A 19,919-nucleotide genomic window follows, 5' to 3' on the forward strand; every position below is an offset into this window, starting at 1 on the left:
GGTCCGGCGGCCGCGCCGGGCCGCCATACTCGCGGTACGGCGCGGGAGGGGGCGGGGTCATGCGGTCCGGCGAACGGGACGAACACGGCGAGCAGGGCGAGCGCGGAGAGCACGACGGGGTCGGTGGGCGTGACGGGCACGACGGGTCCGGTGGGCCTGACGGGCCCGGCGGGCACCGGGACCCGGAGCTGCGGGACCCGGAGCTCCGGGACACGGCCCGCAAGGTGCTGGACCTGCTGAGCGAGGACCCCGACGCACCCTCCCCGGTGGCGCGCCGCCTGCGCGAGGTGCTCCTCGAGGGGCTGCCCGCCGAGCAGGTCGGCGTCGTGGCCGCCTTCGAGCGCGCACCCTTCGCACCGGCCGCGGCCCTGGCCCTCGAAGCGGTCCTGAGGGAACGCGCGGCGGCGGACCCGGAGTTCGCGGTCCGGGTCCGGGCCCTGCTGCGAGGGGAACTCGGCAGCGGCGGCGACGCGGACGCGCGGTGGGCCGAGCGGTACGGCGGACGGCCCCTCTCGGCGGTCTGGTTCCTGATCGCGGCGGTCGTCGCCCTCATGGTCCTCAACGCCTTCGCGGCCTGCTCCGGCCCGGTGCCGGACATGCCGTAGCCGGCGCGCGGTACGGGCGCCGCAGGCCCTCACAGCGGCGGCGGCTCCGGCCGCTCCTGGGGTCCCCGGCCCGACAGGACCTCCCCGTACGCCTGCATCAGGTCCGCAAGCCGCAGGGTCGACAGATCGTCCCGCGAGGGATCACCCGCGAAGCCGGCCAGCCGCAGGTCCCGGTACGCGCAGCTCTTCTCGTACAGCGTGCGCAGGAACCGTCCGTTGCCCAGCTCGTCGATCCACCCCTGCTCCACCACGTGCCCGCTGATGCTCCGCAGTTCCTCCAGCGCCTCCTCGTCCCACCGGTCGCCGTTGGCGTCCGCCAGGACCCCGCCGATCGAGGTGAGTTCCAGCGGCCGGTAGCTGGGGAAGTCCACCCGTGTGGTGAACCGCGAGGACAGCCCCGGATTCGTGGCGAGCAGCCGGTCCATCCCCGCCGGATAGCCAGCCAGGATCACCACCAGGTGGTCGCGGTTGTCCTCCGCCCGCTTCAGCAGCACCTGCAGGGCCTCGTCGCCGTACGCGTCGCCCTTGCTGTACCCGGAGTTGGAGAGGCTGTACGCCTCGTCCACGAACAGCACCCCGCCGATCGCCGAGTCGATCAGCTCGTTCGCCTTCACCGCGGTCTGCCCGAGGAACTCGCCGACCAGGTCCGCGCGCCCGGCCTCCACGAGGTGATCGCCGCCGAGCAGGCCCAGCGCGTAGAAGACCCGGCCCAGGATCCGCGCCACCGTGGTCTTGCCCGTGCCCGAGGGGCCGGAGAAGACGAAGTGCCGTTTCGGCGGCTGCACCGGCAGCCCCTGCCCCGTCCGCAGCCCGGCCATGTGCAGCTGCGCGGAGAGTGCCTTCACCTGCCGTTTGACCGGCTCCAGGCCCACCATCCGCTCCAGCTCCGCGAGCGCCTCGGCCAGCGCCGCCGGATCCGCCGGCCCGGCCGGCAGCCCCACCGGTCCCGGCTGCGCGGGCAGCGAGGCCTTGCGCCGTACGCCGGCCGGCAGTCCAGCGCCGGGCCCCGGCGCCCCCGGGCCGTGCCGCGGCTCCGGCGGGTCGGCCGCCGTCAGCGGGTCCGGATCCGGCTGCCCGTCCGCCGCGAGCCCCTGGACCGGGCCGCCGCCCAGCGCCACCGCCGCGAAGTCCCCGCCCGACGGGGCCGCTCCGTGCCCGCCGAAGGCCTCGTGGCCGGCGCCGCTCGCGTACCCGGCCAAGCCGTCGGCGTCCTCGCTGTCCTCGATGGCCGTCAGCCGGGCCGCCGTGTCCATGAACGCCGGGTCCACCCGGTGCACCGCCCGGTACAGCGGCAGCGCCGCCGCGCTGCGCCCGGTCCCCTCGTGCGCCCGCGCCAGCCAGTACCGCAGCTCCTTGCGCTGGGGCTGCTCGCTGCGGCAGCGCATCAGCGAGGCCGCCAACAGAGGCTCCGCCTGCCCGTACATCTCCAGCCGGACCCGGGCCATCCCGCCGAACAGGCCCGCCTCGATCCCCAGGAGCGGATCGTCGACCAGTGATTCGGTGGAGCGCACCAACTGTTCCCAGTCCTTGACCAGGTAGGCCCGGCAGGCGTGCAGGAAGCGGACGTGCGGGTCGGCGTCCACGGGCGGCAGCGCCGCCAGCGCCTGGTCCAGCTCGGGGACGTGGCGCCCGTCCAGCCAGTGCGAGGCGTGGGCCAGCAACAGGTCCCGCCTGGTCTCCAGCACCGGCTGCACCCACCAGCCCAGCCAGTACCAGGAGTTCAGCGTCCGCCGGTGGCGGGCCCGCTGTTCCCCGAAGCGGTCCCGGTGGGCGTACATGCGCAATAACGCGTTCGTGGTGTCGACGCGGAGCGCGTGCAGGCCCAGCCAGGCATCCGCCATCGCGGGGTCGAGTCGTACGGCCGTCCGGAACTCCTCCTCGGCCTGCGGGTAGGCGCCCATCGTGCAGGCGTCCACTCCTCGCAGCCAGGCGAGTTCGGCCGGGGCGTGCGCGCTGCTGCCGTGCGCGGCGAAGTCCATCACATCCCCCACAAGCGTGCCCCCGTGGTGCCCAGCAATCCCCGCGATGCGTACACGAGTTGTCGCTGCGCCGATGAAATCAGGGGTGCATCGTACCTGCGGTTACGCACCTTACGTAGGGTGCGACGAAGACGGGCCGGGTGCGTATCGGGGCGGTCCACGGTGACACAGGGTGAGGAATCGGCCGGGATGTGCCCCCTGCGACGCCGCGACGGAGGTGTGCCGGGCGTGACGGGACGGGGGGCCGGGGAGCGGCACGAAGACCCCGATCACGGGGGAACAACCGGGGGCTTCGCGTCCGCGGCGGCCGGTGAGGGCCGCTTCTTCAGAACGTAAGGCCGTCCCGGCCCCCCGGTCAAGGAGCCTGGAGGCACCCGCGCGGAGGGTCTTTCCGCAGCCCCTCAGCCCTGGGGGGACTCGTCACCCTCAGTCACGCATGCATCGGTTCCAGCCACACCAGCCGCCCCGGAAGTCCACTCGTATCCCGTACCGCTCTGCCGCACCAGGATGTCCGCGAAGGGGCGCGAAGGATCATCCGAGAAGTGCGCGAGCTCCGCGCGCTCCCATCCGTCCCAGAAGTCGGAAAGTTCACGCCCGTCCCGGTCGCGCCCGCGCCCCCAGGACTTCACGCGCGGGGTCTCCATCCACAGCAGCCGCGCCAGGTGCGGGCGCAGGGCGCGCCGTCCGGCGCCGACCCCCTCCACGAGCAGCACCGCATCCGGCTCCAGCACCCGCTCGGGCCCGAACCGCCGCTCGACCCAGTCGTACGGTGCCCAGTGCGCGGCCCGCCCCGCGGCGAGCGGCTCCAGCACCTGGGCCCGCAGCCGTCCCACCCAGCCGAACAGCTCCTCGTGCGTGGCCACATCGTCCAGCCGCAACACGGGAACCCCGCCCAGCGCCTCGGCGAGCGCCCCCGCGAAGGTGGTCTTCCCGGACCCGGCGTGCCCGTCGATGCCGACGAGCCGCACGGGTCCGAGGGAGGGGGGAACAGCGAGGATCTCGCTCGCGAGCGGCCGGAGGGCCGGAAGTGACGGATGCGACGGATGTGATGGCTGAGTCTCCACGAACCCAGCGTATGGCCTCGGCCACCCGCACTCTCGGCCGCCGGAAGGCGTGGCATCGGACGTGGCCTCGGACGTGGCCTCGGGTGTGGCGTTGGGCTGCGCGGCGGCCGCCAGCGACCACACGTGCTCCGGCGCCGCACCCGGGCAAGGGGTCCGGGGCGCAGCCCCGGGGAACGGTGGAAGGGCGGGTAGGGGACAAGCCCCGCAGGGCCCGCGCCGGGGGACCCGCAGAGGGGATGGGGGCGAGGGGGCCGCGCCCCCGTCACCCCGACACGGCCCCCGGCTTCACGGCCCCGCACGCGGGAACTGGAAGGGTGGGCGGGAGCCGACCCGCCGCACCGACCCCTGGGGGCCACGCCGATGACCGCACCCACACCCCGCCGAGCCCTGCTGGCGGTAGCCCTGGCGGCAGCCGCGGCCACCGTCCCCGGCGGCCGCGCCTCGGCGGCCGGGCCGAAGCCCGCCCCCCGCGGCCCGGGACAGGCCCCGGCCACCCCGCCCTCCCCGGCCGGAGCCACCGCGGACGCCGCCGCCGGAGCCACCCGCACGACGGTCGACAACCGCTTCTGGTACTCGTACGCCCACTGGACCGCCGGCCTCCACCAGGGCACCACCGCCATCGGCGGCGCCCGCCCCGGCCTGGAGATCAAGACCCCGACGGGCCGCACCGAGTACACGGACCCGCACACCGCCAAGAAGAGCACCTGGGAGTACGCGACCTGGACCTCCCCGGTCCACACCTCCACCGTGCCCGCCACCGAGGCCATCGCCTCCTGGAACGCCCGCACCCCGGCCGGCACCTGGATCCAGGCGGAACTGCGCGGCACCTACACCGACGGGACCGCCTCCCCCTGGTACGTGATGGGCCGCTGGGCCTCCGGCGACGGCGACATCCGCCGCACCTCCGTGGACGGGCAGACCGACGGCAAGTCCACCGTCTGGACGGACACCCTGGCCGTGGACGCCCCCGCGGGCGGTCTGCGGATCAAGGACTGGCGGCTGCGCCTGACCCTGTACCGCAAGCCCGGTGCGAGCCGCGGCCCGACGGTGTGGCTGGCCGGCGCCATGGTCTCGGACGTGCCGGACCGGTTCACCGTCCCCGCCTCCGCCCCCTCCGGCGGGGCCCACGAGCTGAAGGTGCCGAGGTACTCGCAGGAGACGCACGCCGGCCAGTACCCCGAGTACGACAACGGCGGCGAGGCCTGGTGCAGCCCCACCTCCTCGCAGATGATCATCGAGTTCTGGGGCCGCAGGGCCAGCGCCTCCGCAGTGGCCTGGGTCAAGAAGGGCTACGCGGACCCGCAGGTCTGCCACGCCGCCCGCTCCACCTACGACGCCGCGTACAAGGGCTGCGGCAACTGGCCCTTCAACGCCGCCTACGCCGCCACCTACCGGCAACTCGCCGGCGTGGTCACCCGCCTCGGCTCCCTCAGCGACCTGGAGACCCTGGTCCGGGCCGGGGTTCCGGTGATCACCTCCCAGTCCTTCACCGCGGAGGAGCTCACGGGCGCGGGCTACGGCACGGCCGGCCACCTGATGACCGTCATCGGCTTCACCGCCGCCGGCGACGTGATCGCCAACGATCCGAACTCGGCCGACAACCCCGCCGTGCGCCGCGTCTACCGCCGTCGGCAGTTCGAGAACAACTGGCTCCGGACCAAGCGTCACAACGCGGCCGGCAAGGTCGTCTCCGGCACCGGAGGCATCTGCTACCTCTACGGTCCGATCCGGCCGAACGCGGCCCAGGTCCTCGCGCTGCGGGCGGTAGGCGTGCTCTGAGAATTCGCATTGCCCCGAACGGCATGTAAGTGGAACATAAAGGGCAAAAGGGCAATAGGAGCTTCTCATAGGAGGCAGCCCGCCATGACCACCCAACCGAGAATCGAACACCACCCCGACCTCGCTGAGATGCGCTCGCGGTTCGAGCGGGTCACCAGCACCCCGAGTGCCCAGGTCGTCGAGGCGCTGGCCCTGATGACGGGCCTTTACATCGCCGCTTCGCCGTGGATCGCCGGATTCAGCGGGCTCAGCTCGCTGGCGATCAACAACCTGATCGCGGGCCTGGCGTACTGCCTGTGCATGAGCGGACTGGGCTCCGCTTACGAACGCACCCACGCCATGGCCTGGACGGCGGTCGGTCTCGCCGCCTGGACGATCGTCGCGCCCTTCGTCATCTCCGGCGACGTCAGCACCACCCGCACGGTGTGGAGCAACGTCATCGCCGGCGGCATCGCCCTGTGCCTGGCACTGGCGATGGCCGGCATGGCGGGCCGCGACCGCACCACCTGATCCGGCACGCACCCCTCACGCCCCCGGTCCGCACCACGCGGCCGGGGGCGTGAGACATGCCACCCGTGACCATCGTCTCTACCGCGAGGGCCGCCCCCGCTGTCACATTGGAGGGCATGACCGCACACAGCGCCGCCCTGACCGCCCGCGCCCGCAACCTGGTCCGCACCGGCGGACCCGAGGACGATTCCTCCTCCTGGCTCGAGCACGTGCTCGGCTGGACACTGGTCGTGGTCGTGGCCATGTTCGTCACCCAGGTCGGCTGGTTCTTCTAAGCTCCTCCGGTTCCGGTTCCGGTTCCGGTTCCGGCTGGGCCCGGGGCTCCACCCGCCAGTGCCCGTCCGGCACGCCCACCAGCCCGTACAGCGTCCGCACGGGTGAGCGCGCCGGCAGCAGCACCACCCCGGCCAGCAGGGCGAACGCCCCGGCCCCGGCCCACCACCCCAGCAGCCGGACGAGGACGCTCGCGCCCACCGCCCCCGCGAAGGGCAGCGCGTAGACCCCCGCCCCGGCGATCGCCACCGCGACCACCCGGGGCACCTTGAGGTCCGCCGCGGCGCCCGGCAGTCGCCAGCCCTCCACCAGCCAGCCGATCTCGGCCAGCAGCATCGTGCCGATGACGGCCGTCCCGAAGATCAGTACGGCCAGGAAGGTGCCCGAGGTCGCGAAGGCCAGGACGCCGTTCGCGACGCCCTGCGAGGACCAGTCGGCGAAGGCCCGCGGATCGGCGCTCAGCAGCCGCTCGTACCCCGTGCCGTCCCATCCGTGGATCAGCATGAAGAACAACAGGAAGTACCCGGCCACGGCCTGGAGGTACCCCCAGTACCCGGCCCCGACCAGGACGAACAGCCGTGCCGCCAGGAAGCCGAGCAGCGCGCCGGCCACCACCGAGGCCCCGTAGAAGAGGGCGAATCCGGCCCACACCCCGTCGTGGTCGCGGGCCGCGTGCATCGTCGCCCAGGCCGGGTTCTGCCAGAGCAGGTACGCCCCGGTGGGGGCGGGCAGCAGGGCCGCGTAGAGCAGGGTGAGGGCCAGGTACGGATTGGCCGCGCGGCTCCTCGTGCGGACCCCCTCGCCCCGGACCGACCGCTCCCACCACTGGAGCTGGCGCCCGGCGGCCACCGCGAAGGTGGCGCCGATGCCGTACGCCCACAGCGGCGCGGCCTGTACGGGGATCACGAGGCCACCAGCCGCAGATCGTCCGTCTTGATCACGTCGGAGGTGACGAGCGCCTGCTCCGCGCTCACCCGGGTCATGAAGACGAACGGCGGGATGACCGGGGGAGCGGGCAGCCCGTCCGGGCTGAAGGTCACGCAGAGCAGCCCCTCGATGCACCCGCTGAACCGCGTCAGGTACAAGGTCACGTCGCCGCTCAGGTCGAGCCGCTTCGCGGCGAGCCCGTACTCCTCGCGGCCGTCGCGACTGCGGAGCTCGTAGTCGGTGAGCGTGGCGGCCCGCATCCGCAGGACCAGCACCTTCAGCGGGCCGTCCGCCGTGGGCACGTGGGTGACCCCCGCGAAGGCGAACCCCTGCGGGGCGAACAGCGAGGTGGTCACGGTCGGGGGAGTGCGCGCGGCCATCGGCGGACCGCCCTGCGCGGCCCTCGCCTCCCCGGTGCCGGCCATCAGCGAGGCGAGCAGCACCACCGGCAGGGCGGCGGCCAGCGTGCGCGGCCCGCTGCCGTCCAGGCTCGGGATGTACGGGCCCTGCTCGCCCGCCTCCGGATCGGGCAGCGGGGTCCAGCCGAAGGCCAGCGCGCTGCCCGCGATGCCGAGCAGCATGCCGAGGAGGAAGCCCCCGAGGTTGGTCGCCACGAAGGACAGCACCGACAGCAGCAGCGCGTGGACGGAGACGTAGGCCCGGGCTTGCGGCAGCAGCCACAGGAACAGGCCGGCGGCGATCAGCGCGAGGCCGATCCCGATGGCGGCGATCCCGCCGAGGCCCAGGCTGACCAGCACCGTGAGCGGGGACAGCGGGACCAGCAGCAGCTCGGTCCCGCCCGCGATCACGAGCAGCCCGCCCCAGAAGGGGCGGGTGCGGCGCCAGGCGCGCAGTCGCCCCCGGGGGCCGGGCAGCGGGAGCCGTCGCTCCAGCCACCCGCTGCCCGGCCCGGTGGCCCCGCGCATGCCTAGAAGCACTTCTTTCCGTCCAGGCTGACGTTCAGCTTCAGGCCCTTGAGGTGGAAGTTGCCGCCGGTCGCCGACCAGGCGTGCGACTTCACGTCCACCACCTCGATGTCCCCGGCCTGGAGGCCGAACGTGCCGGCTTCGCCCTTGATCCCGCCGACCTGGTCGAGGGTGGAGGCGTCGCGGCCGATCTGGGCCGTCCCGAAGACGGCGTCGCCGGCCAGGTCCTCGCCGTCGATGACGAGATTGCTGGCGGTGACGGTGCCGGCGGGGCCGCCCGCGGTCAGCTTGAAGACCACCTTGCCCACCGGGGTGTCCACCTCGGCGGCCTGGCAGATGTCCGTGAGGGTGGCCTCGCCGATGCCGAGCAGCGCGACGGGATGCCCCTTGCCGTCGACGGAGCGGTCCGTCTGCACGTAGGAGGCCAGGCCCTTGCTGCTCAGTTTGGACGAGGAAACCTGGAAGCTGGTTCCCGAGACGGCGAAGGAGGCGGCGAGCGCGCCCTGTGCCATGACCATCGCCATCGCCCCGACCGCGACGACCGCGGGCATCGCGACGGCGGCCGTCTTCTTCCAGTTGACCCGGCCCTCGGGTGCGTTTGTCTTCGTGCTCGTCCTGCCGTTGCCCATGAGGTGTTCCTCCCGTACGTCGTCCGGTGCGCAGGGGGAGTGCAAAGGGGGGTGCACAGGGGTCTGCCATACTGCGGGCTTCCTGTGGCAGTTCGAGGCTAGGGCTGAATTTGAATAATAGTCAACAGCGCGGAACTACTGGACGTTCGCAGGTTCGGCGGGCCGAACTGATAGCGATCGGCCGCAAGTTGTTCGCCGACACCTCGTACGACGCGCTCTCCATGGACGACATCGCCAAGCACGCAGGCGTCGCCAAGGGGCTCATCTACTACTACTTCAAGAGCAAACGCGGCTACTACCTGGCCATCGTCGAGGACTCGGTGGCCGAGCTGGTGGCCCGCGCCGCGGGCGAGAGCGAGCTGCCCAACGCGCAGCGGGTGCGCACCACCATCGACGGCTACCTGTACTACGCCGAGCACCACCAGGCCGCCTACCGCACCATCGTCACCGGCGGCGTCGGCTCCGACTCCGAGGTCCTCGCCATCCGCGACGCCGTCCGCGAGGAACTCATCGCGACCATCGCGGAAGGCGCGTACGGCCGCCGCGAGATCCCGGCGATCGCCCGGCTGGCACTGGTCGGCTGGCTGGCGGGCGTCGAGGGCAGCACCCTCGACTGGATCGGCCCGGCGGAGCCCCCGGATCAGGTCCCGGCGGAGGTCTCGCCGCAGGTCCCGGCCCAGGCTCCTGCGCGGACCTCCGAATGCCCCCCTGAGCATGTCCCCGAGCAGCTTCCCGAGCATGCCCCTGCCCAGGCAGGGGAGGGCCGTGGGCCCGGGGTTCCCGGGGAGCCCGGCCACCCCGACCGGGCCGAGTTCGGCGCCCTGCTCGTGCGCACGCTGCGTGCGACCCTGACGGTGATCGAGGAGTTCGCCCCGCAGTGCCCGGCCCCGCCCGTCCCCGAGGAGGATCTCGCGCCCGTGACGGGAAGCCCCTGATCGGGCATACTCAACCGCCGCAGCCCCTTGAACAGGACCTTCCCGCGATCCGGGAGGGCACCATCGGCTGTGAGCCCCGAGACCCGGCGACGCGTACCACCCTCACGCGCCGCCCCGTGCTGGACGAGTGAGGAGAGCGCAGCCATGACCGACCGCGCGCCGCAGGTGGACCGATCGCTGCCCACCGAGGAGTCCCGCGACCTGCTCGCGCTCGTACGCGAGATCGCGCAGCGGGAGATCCGCCCCCGGGCCGCCGAGGAGGAGGACGCCGGCAGTTTCCCCCGGGAGGTCTTCGGACTGCTCTCGGAGTCCGGACTGCTCGGACTCCCGTACGCCGGCGAGTTCGGCGGCGGCGACCAGCCGTACGAGGTCTACCTCCAGGTGCTGGAGGAGTTGGCCGCGGCCCGCCTGACCGTCGGGCTCGGCGTCAGCGTGCACTCGCTGGCCTGTCACGGCCTGGCCGGCTACGGAACCAAGGAGCAGCAGGCCGCCCACCTGCCCGCCATGCTCGGCGGCGGGCTGCTCGGCGCGTACTGCCTCTCCGAGCCCGCCTCGGGCTCGGACGCGGCCTCCCTGACCACGAAGGCCGTCCGGGACGGCGCCGACTGGGTGATCAACGGCACCAAGGCCTGGATCACCCACGGCGGGGTGGCCGACTTCTACACGGTGCTGGCCCGCACCGGCGTGGCCGGACCGAAGGGCATCACCGCCTTCCTGGTCCCGGGCGACGCGGAGGGCCTCACGGCCGCGGTCCCCGAGAAGAAGATGGGCATGAAGGGCTCGCCCACCGCCCAGCTGAACTTCGACGGCGTCCGGATCCCCGACTCGCGCCGCATCGGCGAGGAGGGCCAGGGCTTCACCATCGCCCTGGCCGCCCTCGACGCGGGCCGCCTCGGCATCGCCGCGTGCGCGATCGGCGTGGCCCAGGCCGCCCTCGACGAGGCCCTGGCCTACGCCCTGGACCGCAAGCAGTTCGGACACCCCATCGCGGACTTCCAGGGCTTGCGCTTCATGCTGGCCGACATGGCGACGAAGATCGAGGCGGGTCGCGCGCTGTACCTGGCGGCGGCCCGGCTGCGGGACGCGGGCAAGCCCTTCTCCCGCCAGGCGGCGATGGCCAAGCTCTTCTGCACCGACGCGGCGATGGCCGTCACGACGGACGCGGTCCAGGTGCTGGGCGGCTACGGCTACACGGCGGACTTCCCGGTCGAGCGGCTGATGCGCGAAGCGAAGGTCCTCCAGATCGTGGAGGGCACCAACCAGATCCAGCGCATGGTGATCGCCCGCCACCTGGCGGGCCCGGAATCCCGCTGACCGGCCGGCCCGGGGCGGAGCTGACCGTACGGGAGGCCCTGTCCGACGCGGAGCTGAACGGCCTGTTCTCCGCGTCCTGGCCGGGGCACCGGGACACGTCCTTCGAGCCGGTCCTGGCCCGCAGCCTGACCTGGATCGCGGCGCGCAGCGGCGGGCGGCTCGTCGGCTACGTCAACGTGGCCTGGGACGGGGGCGCGCACGCATTCGTCCTCGACACCACGGTGCACCCGGACGAGCGCCGCCACGGGCTCGGAGTGCGCCTGGTCCGGGCGGCCGCCGAGGAGGCGCGGGGCGCGGGCGCGCAGTGGTTGCACGTGGACTACGAGCCGCACCTCGGCGCGTTCTACGCCCGGTGCGGTTTCCGCCCGACGGCGGCGGGACTGCTCGCCCTGTGAGCGGTCAGCCGCCGAAGAGGGGGCCGGTCGGCCAGATGGGCGAGGAGGCGATCCGGGACCACTCCGGATCGCGCTGCCCCGGCACGGTCCGGCCGTCCGCCTCCCACCGGGTGAGCAGCGCGCTGTAGATGGGCGGGTCGGGGGCCTGCCGAACCGATTCTTCGTACCCTGCGGCCGGCGCCCTTCGGCGGCGCCCCACCCTCGGCGTGGAAGTCTCCATCGTGGTCATACCGGGCCAACGCGCCACCGGACCCACGGGTAACCCCGCCCATCCGTTCGACCTGTCCCCGCCCACGACACCGTCCGGACCCCACCCGTGCCGCGCCGGCCGAAGCCGACCCGGATCCAGCCCCGAGGGCGTTCGAGGTGCGGGAGCGGGGCGGGGCCCCCGAATCGGTGCCGGACCCGGCAACGGGTCCGGGGCGAAGCCCCGGGGAACGGTGGAAGGGTGGGTCGGGGACAGCCCCGCAGGGGCGCGCCGCGGGTTCGGTGCCGACCGGCGGCCGGAGCTTCGGGCACCAGGCCGGGGGAGCGCCCCCGCCGGCCCCCGCCCGGCCCGCCGGACCCCACCCCGCGCCCCCTGGGGGCCCCACGCCCGGGAGGGCGCAACCCCCGTCGACGGCCCGCCCCGACCGGGCCCCCGCACGACGTGTCTCCCTGACAGTCTGTGCCACAACCCTGGCCCCCGCGCCGCAATCTGACGTACCGTCATTTCCGCTCAGGTGTCATCCCTCGCACCCGTATCCGGAGGTTCGTCATGCCCGCCGACCGGCCCGTACCGCTCGACGAATACCCCATTCACCAGGCCCCGTTGTCGATGAAGCACCTCGTCACCGGCGACCGCAACGCCTACGACCGCTGCATCTTCCACGTCTTCGACCACGCGGGCCGCGCCGTCCTGATCCTCGGCCTCGGCGTCTACCCCAACGCCGGCGTCATCGACGCCTACGCGACCCTCCGCGTCGGCGACGAACTCCTCGCGGTCCGGGCCTCCGACGCCCTCACCGACGACCGCATGAACCTCTCCGTCGGCCCGCTGCGCATCACCGTCGACGAACCCCTCCGGCGGATCACCCTCACCTGCGCCGCCGACCCCGAGGACCCCGACGGGCTCTCGTACGAGATCACCTGGACCGCGGAGTTCCCCGCCGTGTGGGAGCCGCACCACACCCAGCGCCGGGGCGACCGCCTCATCCTCGAGGGCCGCCGCTTCGTCCAGGCGGGCAGCGTCACCGGCACCATCCGCGCCAAGGGCGAGGAGTTCATCCTCGACGCCGACTGGACCGGCACCCGCGACCGCAGCTGGGGCGTGCGCCCGATCCCCGGCGAAGAGGGCGGCCGCGCCGCGGAGGAGCACCGGCCCGAGGGCTTCCACTGGCTCTGGATCCCCGTCCGGTTCGAGGACCGCTTCCTCATGGTCATCACCCAGGAGGACGCCGACGGCCACCGGGCCCTCAGCGAGGCCGTCCAGGTCTTCCCCGAGGACAGCGGCCGCCACGACGTGCAGCTCGGCTGGCCGCACACCGACATCCGCTACCGCCCGGGCGGCCGCCACCCCGAGAGCGCCGTCGTCCACCTCACCGATCCGGCCGGCCGCAAGCCCCTGGAACTCGGCGTGGAGATCCTGAACTCCTCCCCGCTCGCCGTCGGAGCCGGCTACCCGCCCGCCTCCGACTGGCAGCACGGCACCTGGCAGGGCCGCGGCTGGACCGACCGCCGCACCTACGACCTCTCCGACCCCGCGGCCCACCCCATGGCCGCCTTCGGCGTCACCGACCACTCGGCCCGCTTCACCCTCGAGGGCCGCACCGGCTACGGCATCTTCGAGCACGGCAGCTTCGGCCGCCACGACCCCAGCGGCTTCGCCGACTACGGCTCGGTGGCCCCGTAACCCCCGGCCGGCCGACACGGCGGCCGGCACCAGCGCCGCACACCCGACAGCCAAGCCAGAGAAGGGGTTTCCCATGGCAGGACCGGCACCGCGCCCCCGTACCTCCACCCGCGAACCCGAGGAGCTGGGCCGGCGCCTCGCCGCCTGGCTCGACACCGAGCTCCCCGGCGCCAAGGTCACCAACATCTCCGTCCCCGGTTCCAACGGGATGTCCAGCGAGACCCTGCTCTTCGACATAGAGCACCCCGACGCCCCGATCCGCGCCTGCGCCCTGCGCCTCGCCGCCGACCCGGCCGCCTACACCGTCTTCCCCAGCTACGACATGCCCCGCCAGCACCGGGTCATGAGCCTGGTCGCCGCCCACACCGACCTGCCGGTCCCGCGCGTGCAGTGGCTGGAGGAGGACCCCGGTCCGCTCGGGGCCCCGTTCTTCGTGATGGCCCGCGCCGAGGGGCGCGTACCGCCCGACGTGATGCCCTACACCTACGAGGGGAACTGGCTGCACGCCGCGACCGACGCGCAGCGCGCCGCGCTCCAGGAGTCGAGCATCGCGCTGCTCGCGCGTCTGCACGACCAGTTCCCGCCCGAGGAGGCGCGGTTCCTCCTCCCGGACGGCGACGGGAGCCCGCTGCGCCGCCACGTCGAGTCCCAACGCGCCTACTACGAATGGGTGGTGGCGGGGAAGTCCCGATCGCCGCTGCTGGAGCGGGCGTTCGCCCGCCTCGAAGAGCTCTGGCCGGACGGCGAGGGCGGCCCGGCCGTCCTCAACTGGGGCGACGCGCGCATCGGCAACGTCATCTACGAGGCCGACGGCTTCGAACCCGTGGCCGTACTCGACTGGGAGATGGCGGCCTGCGCACCGCGCGAGGTCGACCTGGGCTGGACGGTCTACCTGCACCGCTTCTTCCAGGACCTGACCGTCGGATTCGGCCAGCCGGGCCTGCCGGGCTTCCTGCGCCGCGAGGACATAGAACGCCGGTACGCCGAACTCACCGGGCACACGCCGCGGGACATGGAGTTCCACACGCTCTACGCGGCCCTGCGGCACGGGATCGTGATGCTGCGCATCGCCTACCGGCAGGCGCACTTCGGCGAGGTGGAGATCCCGGCGGATCCCGACAGCTTGATCCTGCACCATGCCAGCCTCAGCGCCATGGTGCAGGGAACGTACTGGTAGCCCCCCGGCCGCTCGGCCCGGGGCTCAGGCGGCCTGCGCGTGCTGGCGCATCTGCGGCATCGCCGCGCGCGCCGGCATCCGCACGGGACGCGAGCCGGGGCCGCCGACGTGCGAGAAGGGCTGCGTCCGCCAGTCCAGCCCCTGCGGCAGCGCCAGGTGGACGACCGGCTCCAGCTCGAGCTCCTCGGAGCGCTCGTCGTCACCGAAGCCGAGGGTGGGCAGCGCGTCGGAGGCGGGCCGCCCGGTGCCCGCGCACACCGTGAGCCCGAAGGGGTTCCACGGAGTCAGGCAGAGGGCGTGCTCCGGCAGGAACTCCTCGTCCGCGACGAGCGCGATCGACTGGCCGCAGTCGGGGCAGGTCGCGTGGTGGATCTCGAAGCCCTCGGAGTATTCGAGGTAGTCGTCGTCATCGGCGTAACCGCTCTCGACGATTTCCAGGGGCTCCGGTTCGGTACGACCGGCGCGCTTGGTGTTCAGCATGGATGTACTCCCCCTTGGGTGGGCCGGGCGGGCAGGTTCTTCGGCCACGGCCACCCCAAGCACTTCCCGTCGCGCGGCACGAGTAACCACATCCGGCCGCCGTACGCCCGCATACCCCTGTGGCCTTGGTCACATGCCTGCCGCAGGTGCCACCTCAATCCGTGGACACGGCTGGGCCTGAACGGTTCGGGGCCGTAAGTTGTGCGGCTATGAGCGCAATGGAGGAGCTGGACCGCCAGATCGTGGATCTGCTCGTGCGGGACGGGCGGATGAGCTACACGGACCTGGGCAAGGCCACCGGACTGTCCACGTCGGCGGTCCATCAGCGAGTACGCCGGCTGGAGCAGCGCGGTGTCATCCGCGGGTACGCGGCCGTCGTGGACCCCGAGGCCGTCGGTCTCCCCCTCACGGCCTTCATCTCGGTCAAGCCATTCGACCCGAGCGCACCCGACGACATCGCGGACCGGCTGTCCGGGGTTCCCGAGATCGAGGCCTGCCACAGCGTCGCGGGCGACGAGAACTACATCCTCAAGGTCCGCGTGGCCACCCCGCTCGAGCTGGAAGACCTCCTGAGCCGCCTGCGCGCCCTGGCCCACGTCTCCACCCGCACGACGGTGGTCCTCTCCACCCCGTACGAGGCCCGCCCGCCCCGGGTGTGATTCCGGCGAATCCGGCCCCGCAGGCGAAAATCAGCCTCGCCGGCGTTTGACCCCGGGAGCGCCGCCGCACGTGCCAGGGGTCCGGGGCGCAGCCCCGGTGAGCGGGGAGGGGCGGGCAGGGGAATCACCCCCCAGCCCCACCGCAGAGGGGCAGTGTTCCGGGAGGCGGACCCCACCCGCCAGACTGTCGGCATGACAGACCGCACCGCCGACTCCGCCAACGCCGCCGGAGGCCCCCGCACCGCCGACTCCAGCCCCGCCGCCGGAGGCCCCCGTACGGTCCTCCTGCGCGGCGGCGAGGTCCACAGCCCCGCCGATCCCTTCGCCACCGCGATGGTCGTGGAGCGCGGCCACATCGCCTGGGTCGGCTCCGAGGGCGCCGCGGACGCCTTCGCGCGGGGCGTGGACGAGGTCGTCGACCTCGGCGGGGCGCTCGTCACCCCCGCCTTCACCGACGCCCACGTGCACACCACCTCCGCCGGCCTCGCCCTGACCGGCCTGGACCTCTCCACGGCGGCCTCCCTCGCCGAAGCCCTCCAGCGCGTGCGCGCGTACGCGGACGGCCGCCCCGCCGACCGGGTGCTGCTCGGCCACGGCTGGGACGCCGCCCGCTGGCCCGAGCGCCGCGCGCCCCGCAGGCAGGAGCTCGACGAGGCCACCGGGGGCCGCCCGCTCTACCTCAGCCGCATCGACGCGCACTCCGCCGTGGTGACCACGGCCCTGCTCCGGCTCGTACCCGAGGTCCGCGAGGCCGCCGACGAGCCGCTGACCCAGGGCGCCCACCACGCCGTACGCCGCGCCGCGCTCGGCGCCCTCACCCCGGCCCAGCGCGCCGAGGCCCAGCGGACCGCCCTCGACCGGGCCGCTTCCCTCGGGATCGGCTCCATCCACGAGTGCGGCGGCCCGGAGATCTCCTCCCCGGAGGACTTCACCGCCCTCCTGGAGCTGGCACGGACCCACCCCGGCCCCCGTGTCTTCGGCTACTGGGCCGACCGGGACCTCGCCCGGGTCAAGGAACTCGGCGCGGTCGGGGCCGCCGGCGACCTCTTCGTCGACGGAGCCCTCGGCTCGCACACCGCCTGCCTGCACGCCCCGTACGCCGACGCGGAGCACACCGGCATCGACTACCTCGACGCGCGGGCCGTCGCCGAACACGTCGCCGCCTGCACCGAAGCAGGCCTCCAGGCGGGCTTCCACGCCATCGGAGACGCCGCGATCACCGCCGTGGTCACCGGGGTCCGGGCCGCCGCCGACAAGGTCGGCCTGGACCGCGTCCGGGCCGCCCGGCACCGCGTCGAGCACGCCGAGATGATGACCCCGGCCACCATCGCGGCCTTCGCCGAGCTCGGCCTCACGGCCTCCGTGCAGCCCGCCTTCGACGCGCTGTGGGGCGGCGAGCAGGGCATGTACGCCGACCGGCTCGGCGGCGAGCGCGCCCGCACCCTCAACCCGTACGCGGCCATGCTCAAGGCAGGCGTCCCGCTCGCCTTCGGCTCCGACGCCCCGGTCACCCCGCTCGACCCCTGGGGCGCCGTCCGGGCGGCCGCCTTCCACCACACCCCCGCCCACCGCATCTCCGCACGGGCCGCCTTCGCGGCCCACACGCGGGGCGGCTGGCGGGCCCTGGGACGCGACGACGCGGGCATCCTCGTCCCCGGCGCCCCGGCCGACTACGCGGTCTGGGACACGGCCGAACTGGTGGTCCAGGCCCCCGACGACCGGGTCGCCCGCTGGTCCACGGACCCCCGTTCGGGCACCCCCGGACTGCCGGACCTGACCCCCGGCGGCGAGCTGCCGGTCTGCCTGGCCACCGTGGTCGGCGGCCGGGAGGTATTCGTACGGCCACAGGGGTGATCCGGGTGGCCGTGGTTCGGTGAGGGCGGCCGGACCCGGATAGGTTCGGCCGGGTCCACCACCGGACGTCCGAACCGGACGGAGCCGATCGCACAGCCGCGCCCGCGCCTCGGGGGCGAGGGAAGGTTTCGCCGCAAGGATGTCCCCCCTGTTCCGCAGGAGTGGGGCGGGGGTCCCCCCTGCTCCGAAGGAGCTTGGGGGCGGGTGGCCTCAGATCGGGGCCCCGCGGTCCAGTAGACAACGGTCAGGCGGCCCGCAGCCAGCGGGAGCCGGTCCGGCCCGAAGGACCGCGGGCCCCGATCGCTGTTCTAAAATCATCCTCTGCGACACGGCGTACAGGATGTACGAGAACGCAAAAGGGGAATCAGTGAGCGACGGCGGACAGCGAAGCTACGGACCGCTCGGCACGGCCTTGGTGATCATTCCGACCTACAACGAGGCGGAGAACATCGGGCTGATCGTCGGCCGCGTCCGCGCGGCTGTACCCGGGGCCCACGTCCTGGTCGCCGACGACAACAGCCCGGACGGCACCGGAAAGCTCGCCGACGAGCTGGCCGCCGCGGACGACCAGGTCCACGTCCTGCACCGCAAGGGCAAGGAAGGGCTCGGAGCCGCCTACCTGGCCGGCTTCGGATGGGGCCTGGAGAACGGCTACGGCGTCATCATCGAGATGGACGCCGACGGCTCCCACCAGCCCGAGGAGCTGCCCAGGCTGCTCACCGCCCTGGAGGGCGCCGACCTGGTGCTGGGCTCCCGCTGGGTGCCGGGCGGCCGGGTCGTCAACTGGCCCAAGAGCCGGGAGTTCCTCTCCCGGGGCGGGTCCACGTACTCCCGGCTGATGCTGGGCGTCCCGATCCGCGACGTGACCGGCGGCTACCGTGCCTTCCGCCGCGAGACCCTCGAAGGGCTGGGCCTGGCCGACGTGGCCTCAGCCGGGTACTGCTTCCAGGTGGACCTGGCCCGCCGGGCCGTGCAGAAGGGCTTCCGCGTGGTCGAGGTGCCCATCACCTTCGTCGAGCGCGAGTTCGGCGACAGCAAGATGAGCAAGGACATCGTGGTGGAGGCCCTCTGGAGGGTCACCCAGTGGGGCATCAAGGAGCACGCAGGCAAGCTCTCGGGCAAGGTGTCGGACACGCTGACCGGCAAGCTGACGGGCAAGGCCCGGGACAAGTAGCCCACGCCGGGAAGGTCCGCCACCCCTAGGGGATGTCCGGTACCTCCGGCTGAGGACGTCTTTACGCCGGCCCAGGCACACTGGGGTTATGACGACCGGAGTTCCGACCTCTACGGCCCCCCGGCGGCGTTCGCCCGCCCGTACGTACCTTCCCCTGGCCATCGCGGCCTGGTTGATCCTGGAGATCTGGCTGCTCGGCCAGGTCGCCGGAATGATCGGCGGCGGGGGTGTCGCCCTGCTGCTCGCGGGCGGCCTGGTGCTGGGTGCGGTGGTCATCAAGCGGGCCGGGCGACGTGCCTTCAAAAACCTGACGGACACCTTCCAGCAGGCCCAGGAGGGCCGTCAGCCGACTCCGCAGCAGCCCGGCAAGCCCGGCTCGGGCAACGGCCTGACCATGCTGGCCGGCCTGCTCCTGATGATGCCCGGCCTGATCTCCGACGCGGCCGGTCTGCTGCTCCTGCTCCCGCCCGTTCGCGCCCTGATCGGCCGCCGGGCCGCCCGTTCCCTGGAGCGGAAGATGGCCTCGGCGCCGGCCGGCTCCTTCGGCGACGCCTTCCAGCAGGCCCGGATCCACTACCCGGACGGCAAGGTCGTCCCGGGCGAGGTCATCCACGGCGAGGTCATCCGCGAGGACGGGCCCCAGCGGCCCGACAACGGCCACCGGCCGCCGCTGACCCCCTGAACCCCACTGACCGCCTGAACCCCATTGACCACCTGAGCGCCCTGATGCCGGGGCGCACAGCGCAGCAGAGCACAAAGCAGCGGAGCACAAAGCAGCTGAGCACAACGCCGAGGGGCCCCACCACACAGTGTGTGGTGGGGCCCCTCGGCTTCGTACTGTCTTGCGGTGCTGCGGGTGCTGCTTGCCGCTGTGGCGTCCGGCTGTCAGGCGGACTTGCGGCTGTCCCGCGGATGCACGGCAATGTTCATGGCGCCGGAACGAAGGACCGCGAGCCTCTCGGCCAGCACTTCCTCCAGCTCCTCGCGGGTGCGCCGCTCCATGAGCATGTCCCAGTGCGTTCGCGCAGGCTTGCCCTTCTTCTCTTCGGGCCCATCCCCGTCAACCAGGAGTGCCATGGCGCCACACGCCTTGCACTCCCACTCCGGCGGAATTTCTGCCTCAACCGAGAACGGCATCTCAAATCGATGTCCGTTCTGGCATGCGTACTCCACCGCCTGGCGCGGGGCCAGATCGATGCCGCGGTCCGTCTCGTAGCTGGTAACCACGAGCCGCGTACCGCGGAGAGCTCGCTCACTCATGAATCGTGCCTCCCGGGCTTGTCGCCCACAGGACAGGTGTCGCTGTCGTCGTCATCCGGTCAACGTCCGGTCGGCGGTATAGATTCCC

At 73.1% G+C, this 19,919-nt stretch carries 20 protein-coding genes and 1 pseudogene; 13 read left to right on the plus strand and 8 right to left on the minus strand.

The features are described from left to right. Positions 1-59 precede the first annotated feature (59 nt). A complete protein-coding gene (locus ACFYM0_RS09290; protein ID WP_388498419.1) occupies positions 60-605 on the plus strand; it encodes a hypothetical protein in 546 nt (181 codons plus the stop codon). 29 nt (positions 606-634) lie between these two features. Here the strand turns inward: ACFYM0_RS09290 and ACFYM0_RS09295 are convergent, their stop codons facing one another. Both ACFYM0_RS09295 and ACFYM0_RS09300 read right to left on the minus strand, forming a co-directional pair. Then, entirely contained in the window at positions 635-2,584 is a 1,950-nt protein-coding gene (locus ACFYM0_RS09295; RefSeq protein WP_388498422.1) for an AAA family ATPase, read from the minus strand. Positions 2,585-2,985: 401 nt separating this feature from the next. After that, entirely contained in the window at positions 2,986-3,648 is a 663-nt protein-coding gene (locus ACFYM0_RS09300; RefSeq protein ID WP_388498423.1) for a uridine kinase, read from the minus strand. Positions 3,649-4,008: 360 nt separating this feature from the next. Here ACFYM0_RS09300 and ACFYM0_RS09305 point away from each other — a divergent pair, with 360 nt between their 5' ends. The 3 genes from ACFYM0_RS09305 to ACFYM0_RS09315 all read left to right on the plus strand — a co-directional run bounded on the left by ACFYM0_RS09305 (position 4,009) and on the right by ACFYM0_RS09315 (position 6,212). After that, a complete protein-coding gene (locus ACFYM0_RS09305) occupies positions 4,009-5,427 on the plus strand; it encodes a peptidase C39 family protein (RefSeq protein WP_388498425.1) in 1,419 nt (472 codons plus the stop codon). Positions 5,428-5,511: 84 nt separating this feature from the next. Further along, positions 5,512-5,937: an SPW repeat protein gene (locus ACFYM0_RS09310; protein WP_266910589.1), complete on the plus strand. Its 426-nt coding sequence runs from the start codon at positions 5,512-5,514 to the stop codon at positions 5,935-5,937. A 116-nt stretch (positions 5,938-6,053) separates the two neighbouring features. Next, entirely contained in the window at positions 6,054-6,212 is a 159-nt protein-coding gene (locus ACFYM0_RS09315) for an SCO1431 family membrane protein (RefSeq protein ID WP_243341628.1), read from the plus strand. Here the strand turns inward: ACFYM0_RS09315 and ACFYM0_RS09320 are convergent. The 3 genes from ACFYM0_RS09320 to ACFYM0_RS09330 are packed head-to-tail and all read right to left on the minus strand — an operon-like array spanning position 6,187 to position 8,614. After that, complete coding sequence (locus tag ACFYM0_RS09320; protein WP_388498429.1) at positions 6,187-7,116, minus strand: hypothetical protein; 930 nt, start codon at positions 7,114-7,116, stop codon at positions 6,187-6,189. The genes ACFYM0_RS09315 and ACFYM0_RS09320 overlap by 26 nt on opposite strands. After that, on the minus strand, positions 7,113-8,063 hold the full coding sequence (locus tag ACFYM0_RS09325) for a DUF6114 domain-containing protein (RefSeq protein ID WP_388498432.1): 951 nt from the start codon (positions 8,061-8,063) through the stop codon (positions 7,113-7,115). Before ACFYM0_RS09325 ends, ACFYM0_RS09320 begins: the two co-directional genes overlap by 4 nt. Before the next feature lie 2 nt (positions 8,064-8,065). Next, positions 8,066-8,614, minus strand: coding sequence for a DUF6230 family protein (locus ACFYM0_RS09330; RefSeq protein WP_388498528.1), 549 nt, complete (start codon positions 8,612-8,614; stop codon positions 8,066-8,068). Positions 8,615-8,802: 188 nt separating this feature from the next. Between ACFYM0_RS09330 and ACFYM0_RS09335 the strand changes: the two are divergent. The 3 genes and pseudogenes from ACFYM0_RS09335 to ACFYM0_RS09345 form a co-directional block, all read left to right on the plus strand. After that, a pseudogene (locus ACFYM0_RS09335) lies at positions 8,803-9,324 on the plus strand (TetR/AcrR family transcriptional regulator); the annotation flags it as partial. Positions 9,325-9,771: 447 nt separating this feature from the next. Further along, positions 9,772-10,941, plus strand: coding sequence for an acyl-CoA dehydrogenase family protein (locus ACFYM0_RS09340; protein ID WP_388498435.1), 1,170 nt, complete (start codon positions 9,772-9,774; stop codon positions 10,939-10,941). 62 nt (positions 10,942-11,003) lie between these two features. Further along, positions 11,004-11,336, plus strand: coding sequence for a GNAT family N-acetyltransferase (locus ACFYM0_RS09345; RefSeq protein ID WP_388498530.1), 333 nt, complete (start codon positions 11,004-11,006; stop codon positions 11,334-11,336). 4 nt (positions 11,337-11,340) lie between these two features. Here the strand turns inward: ACFYM0_RS09345 and ACFYM0_RS09350 are convergent, their stop codons facing one another. Beyond that, on the minus strand, positions 11,341-11,556 hold the full coding sequence (locus ACFYM0_RS09350; protein WP_388498438.1) for a hypothetical protein: 216 nt from the start codon (positions 11,554-11,556) through the stop codon (positions 11,341-11,343). Between the two features lie 537 nt (positions 11,557-12,093). Between ACFYM0_RS09350 and ACFYM0_RS09355 the strand changes: the two genes are divergently transcribed. Both ACFYM0_RS09355 and ACFYM0_RS09360 read left to right on the plus strand, forming a co-directional pair. Beyond that, on the plus strand, positions 12,094-13,227 hold the full coding sequence (locus tag ACFYM0_RS09355; protein WP_388498440.1) for a hypothetical protein: 1,134 nt from the start codon (positions 12,094-12,096) through the stop codon (positions 13,225-13,227). Between the two features lie 73 nt (positions 13,228-13,300). Further along, positions 13,301-14,404, plus strand: coding sequence for a phosphotransferase family protein (locus ACFYM0_RS09360; RefSeq protein WP_388498442.1), 1,104 nt, complete (start codon positions 13,301-13,303; stop codon positions 14,402-14,404). 24 nt (positions 14,405-14,428) lie between these two features. Here ACFYM0_RS09360 and ACFYM0_RS09365 read toward each other — a convergent pair whose 3' ends face one another. After that, the gene (locus ACFYM0_RS09365) at positions 14,429-14,884 is read right to left on the minus strand and encodes a hypothetical protein (RefSeq protein ID WP_388498444.1); all 456 of its coding nucleotides are present in this window, start codon (positions 14,882-14,884) and stop codon (positions 14,429-14,431) included. A gap of 218 nt (positions 14,885-15,102) precedes the next feature. On the opposite strand from ACFYM0_RS09365, the gene ACFYM0_RS09370 reads away from it, so the two are divergent. From ACFYM0_RS09370 to fxsA, 4 genes are all read left to right on the plus strand, one after another. After that, positions 15,103-15,543 (plus strand): Lrp/AsnC family transcriptional regulator, encoded by a 441-nt coding sequence (locus tag ACFYM0_RS09370; protein WP_327309536.1) that lies wholly within the window; start codon positions 15,103-15,105, stop codon positions 15,541-15,543. Positions 15,544-15,735: 192 nt separating this feature from the next. After that, on the plus strand, positions 15,736-17,397 hold the full coding sequence (locus ACFYM0_RS09375; protein WP_388498445.1) for an amidohydrolase: 1,662 nt from the start codon (positions 15,736-15,738) through the stop codon (positions 17,395-17,397). Between the two features lie 340 nt (positions 17,398-17,737). Then, entirely contained in the window at positions 17,738-18,571 is an 834-nt protein-coding gene (locus ACFYM0_RS09380) for a polyprenol monophosphomannose synthase (RefSeq protein WP_388498447.1), read from the plus strand. Between the two features lie 88 nt (positions 18,572-18,659). Beyond that, positions 18,660-19,253 (plus strand): FxsA family membrane protein, encoded by a 594-nt coding sequence (gene fxsA, locus ACFYM0_RS09385; RefSeq protein ID WP_388498449.1) that lies wholly within the window; start codon positions 18,660-18,662, stop codon positions 19,251-19,253. A gap of 203 nt (positions 19,254-19,456) precedes the next feature. Here fxsA and ACFYM0_RS09390 read toward each other — a convergent pair whose 3' ends face one another. Continuing rightward, positions 19,457-19,831 (minus strand): RNA polymerase-binding protein RbpA, encoded by a 375-nt coding sequence (locus ACFYM0_RS09390; protein WP_007262928.1) that lies wholly within the window; start codon positions 19,829-19,831, stop codon positions 19,457-19,459. Positions 19,832-19,919 lie beyond the last annotated feature (88 nt).

Origin of the sequence: Streptomyces sp. NPDC006487, assembly GCF_042870555.1 — a bacterium.
Lineage (GTDB): Bacteria > Actinomycetota > Actinomycetes > Streptomycetales > Streptomycetaceae > Streptomyces.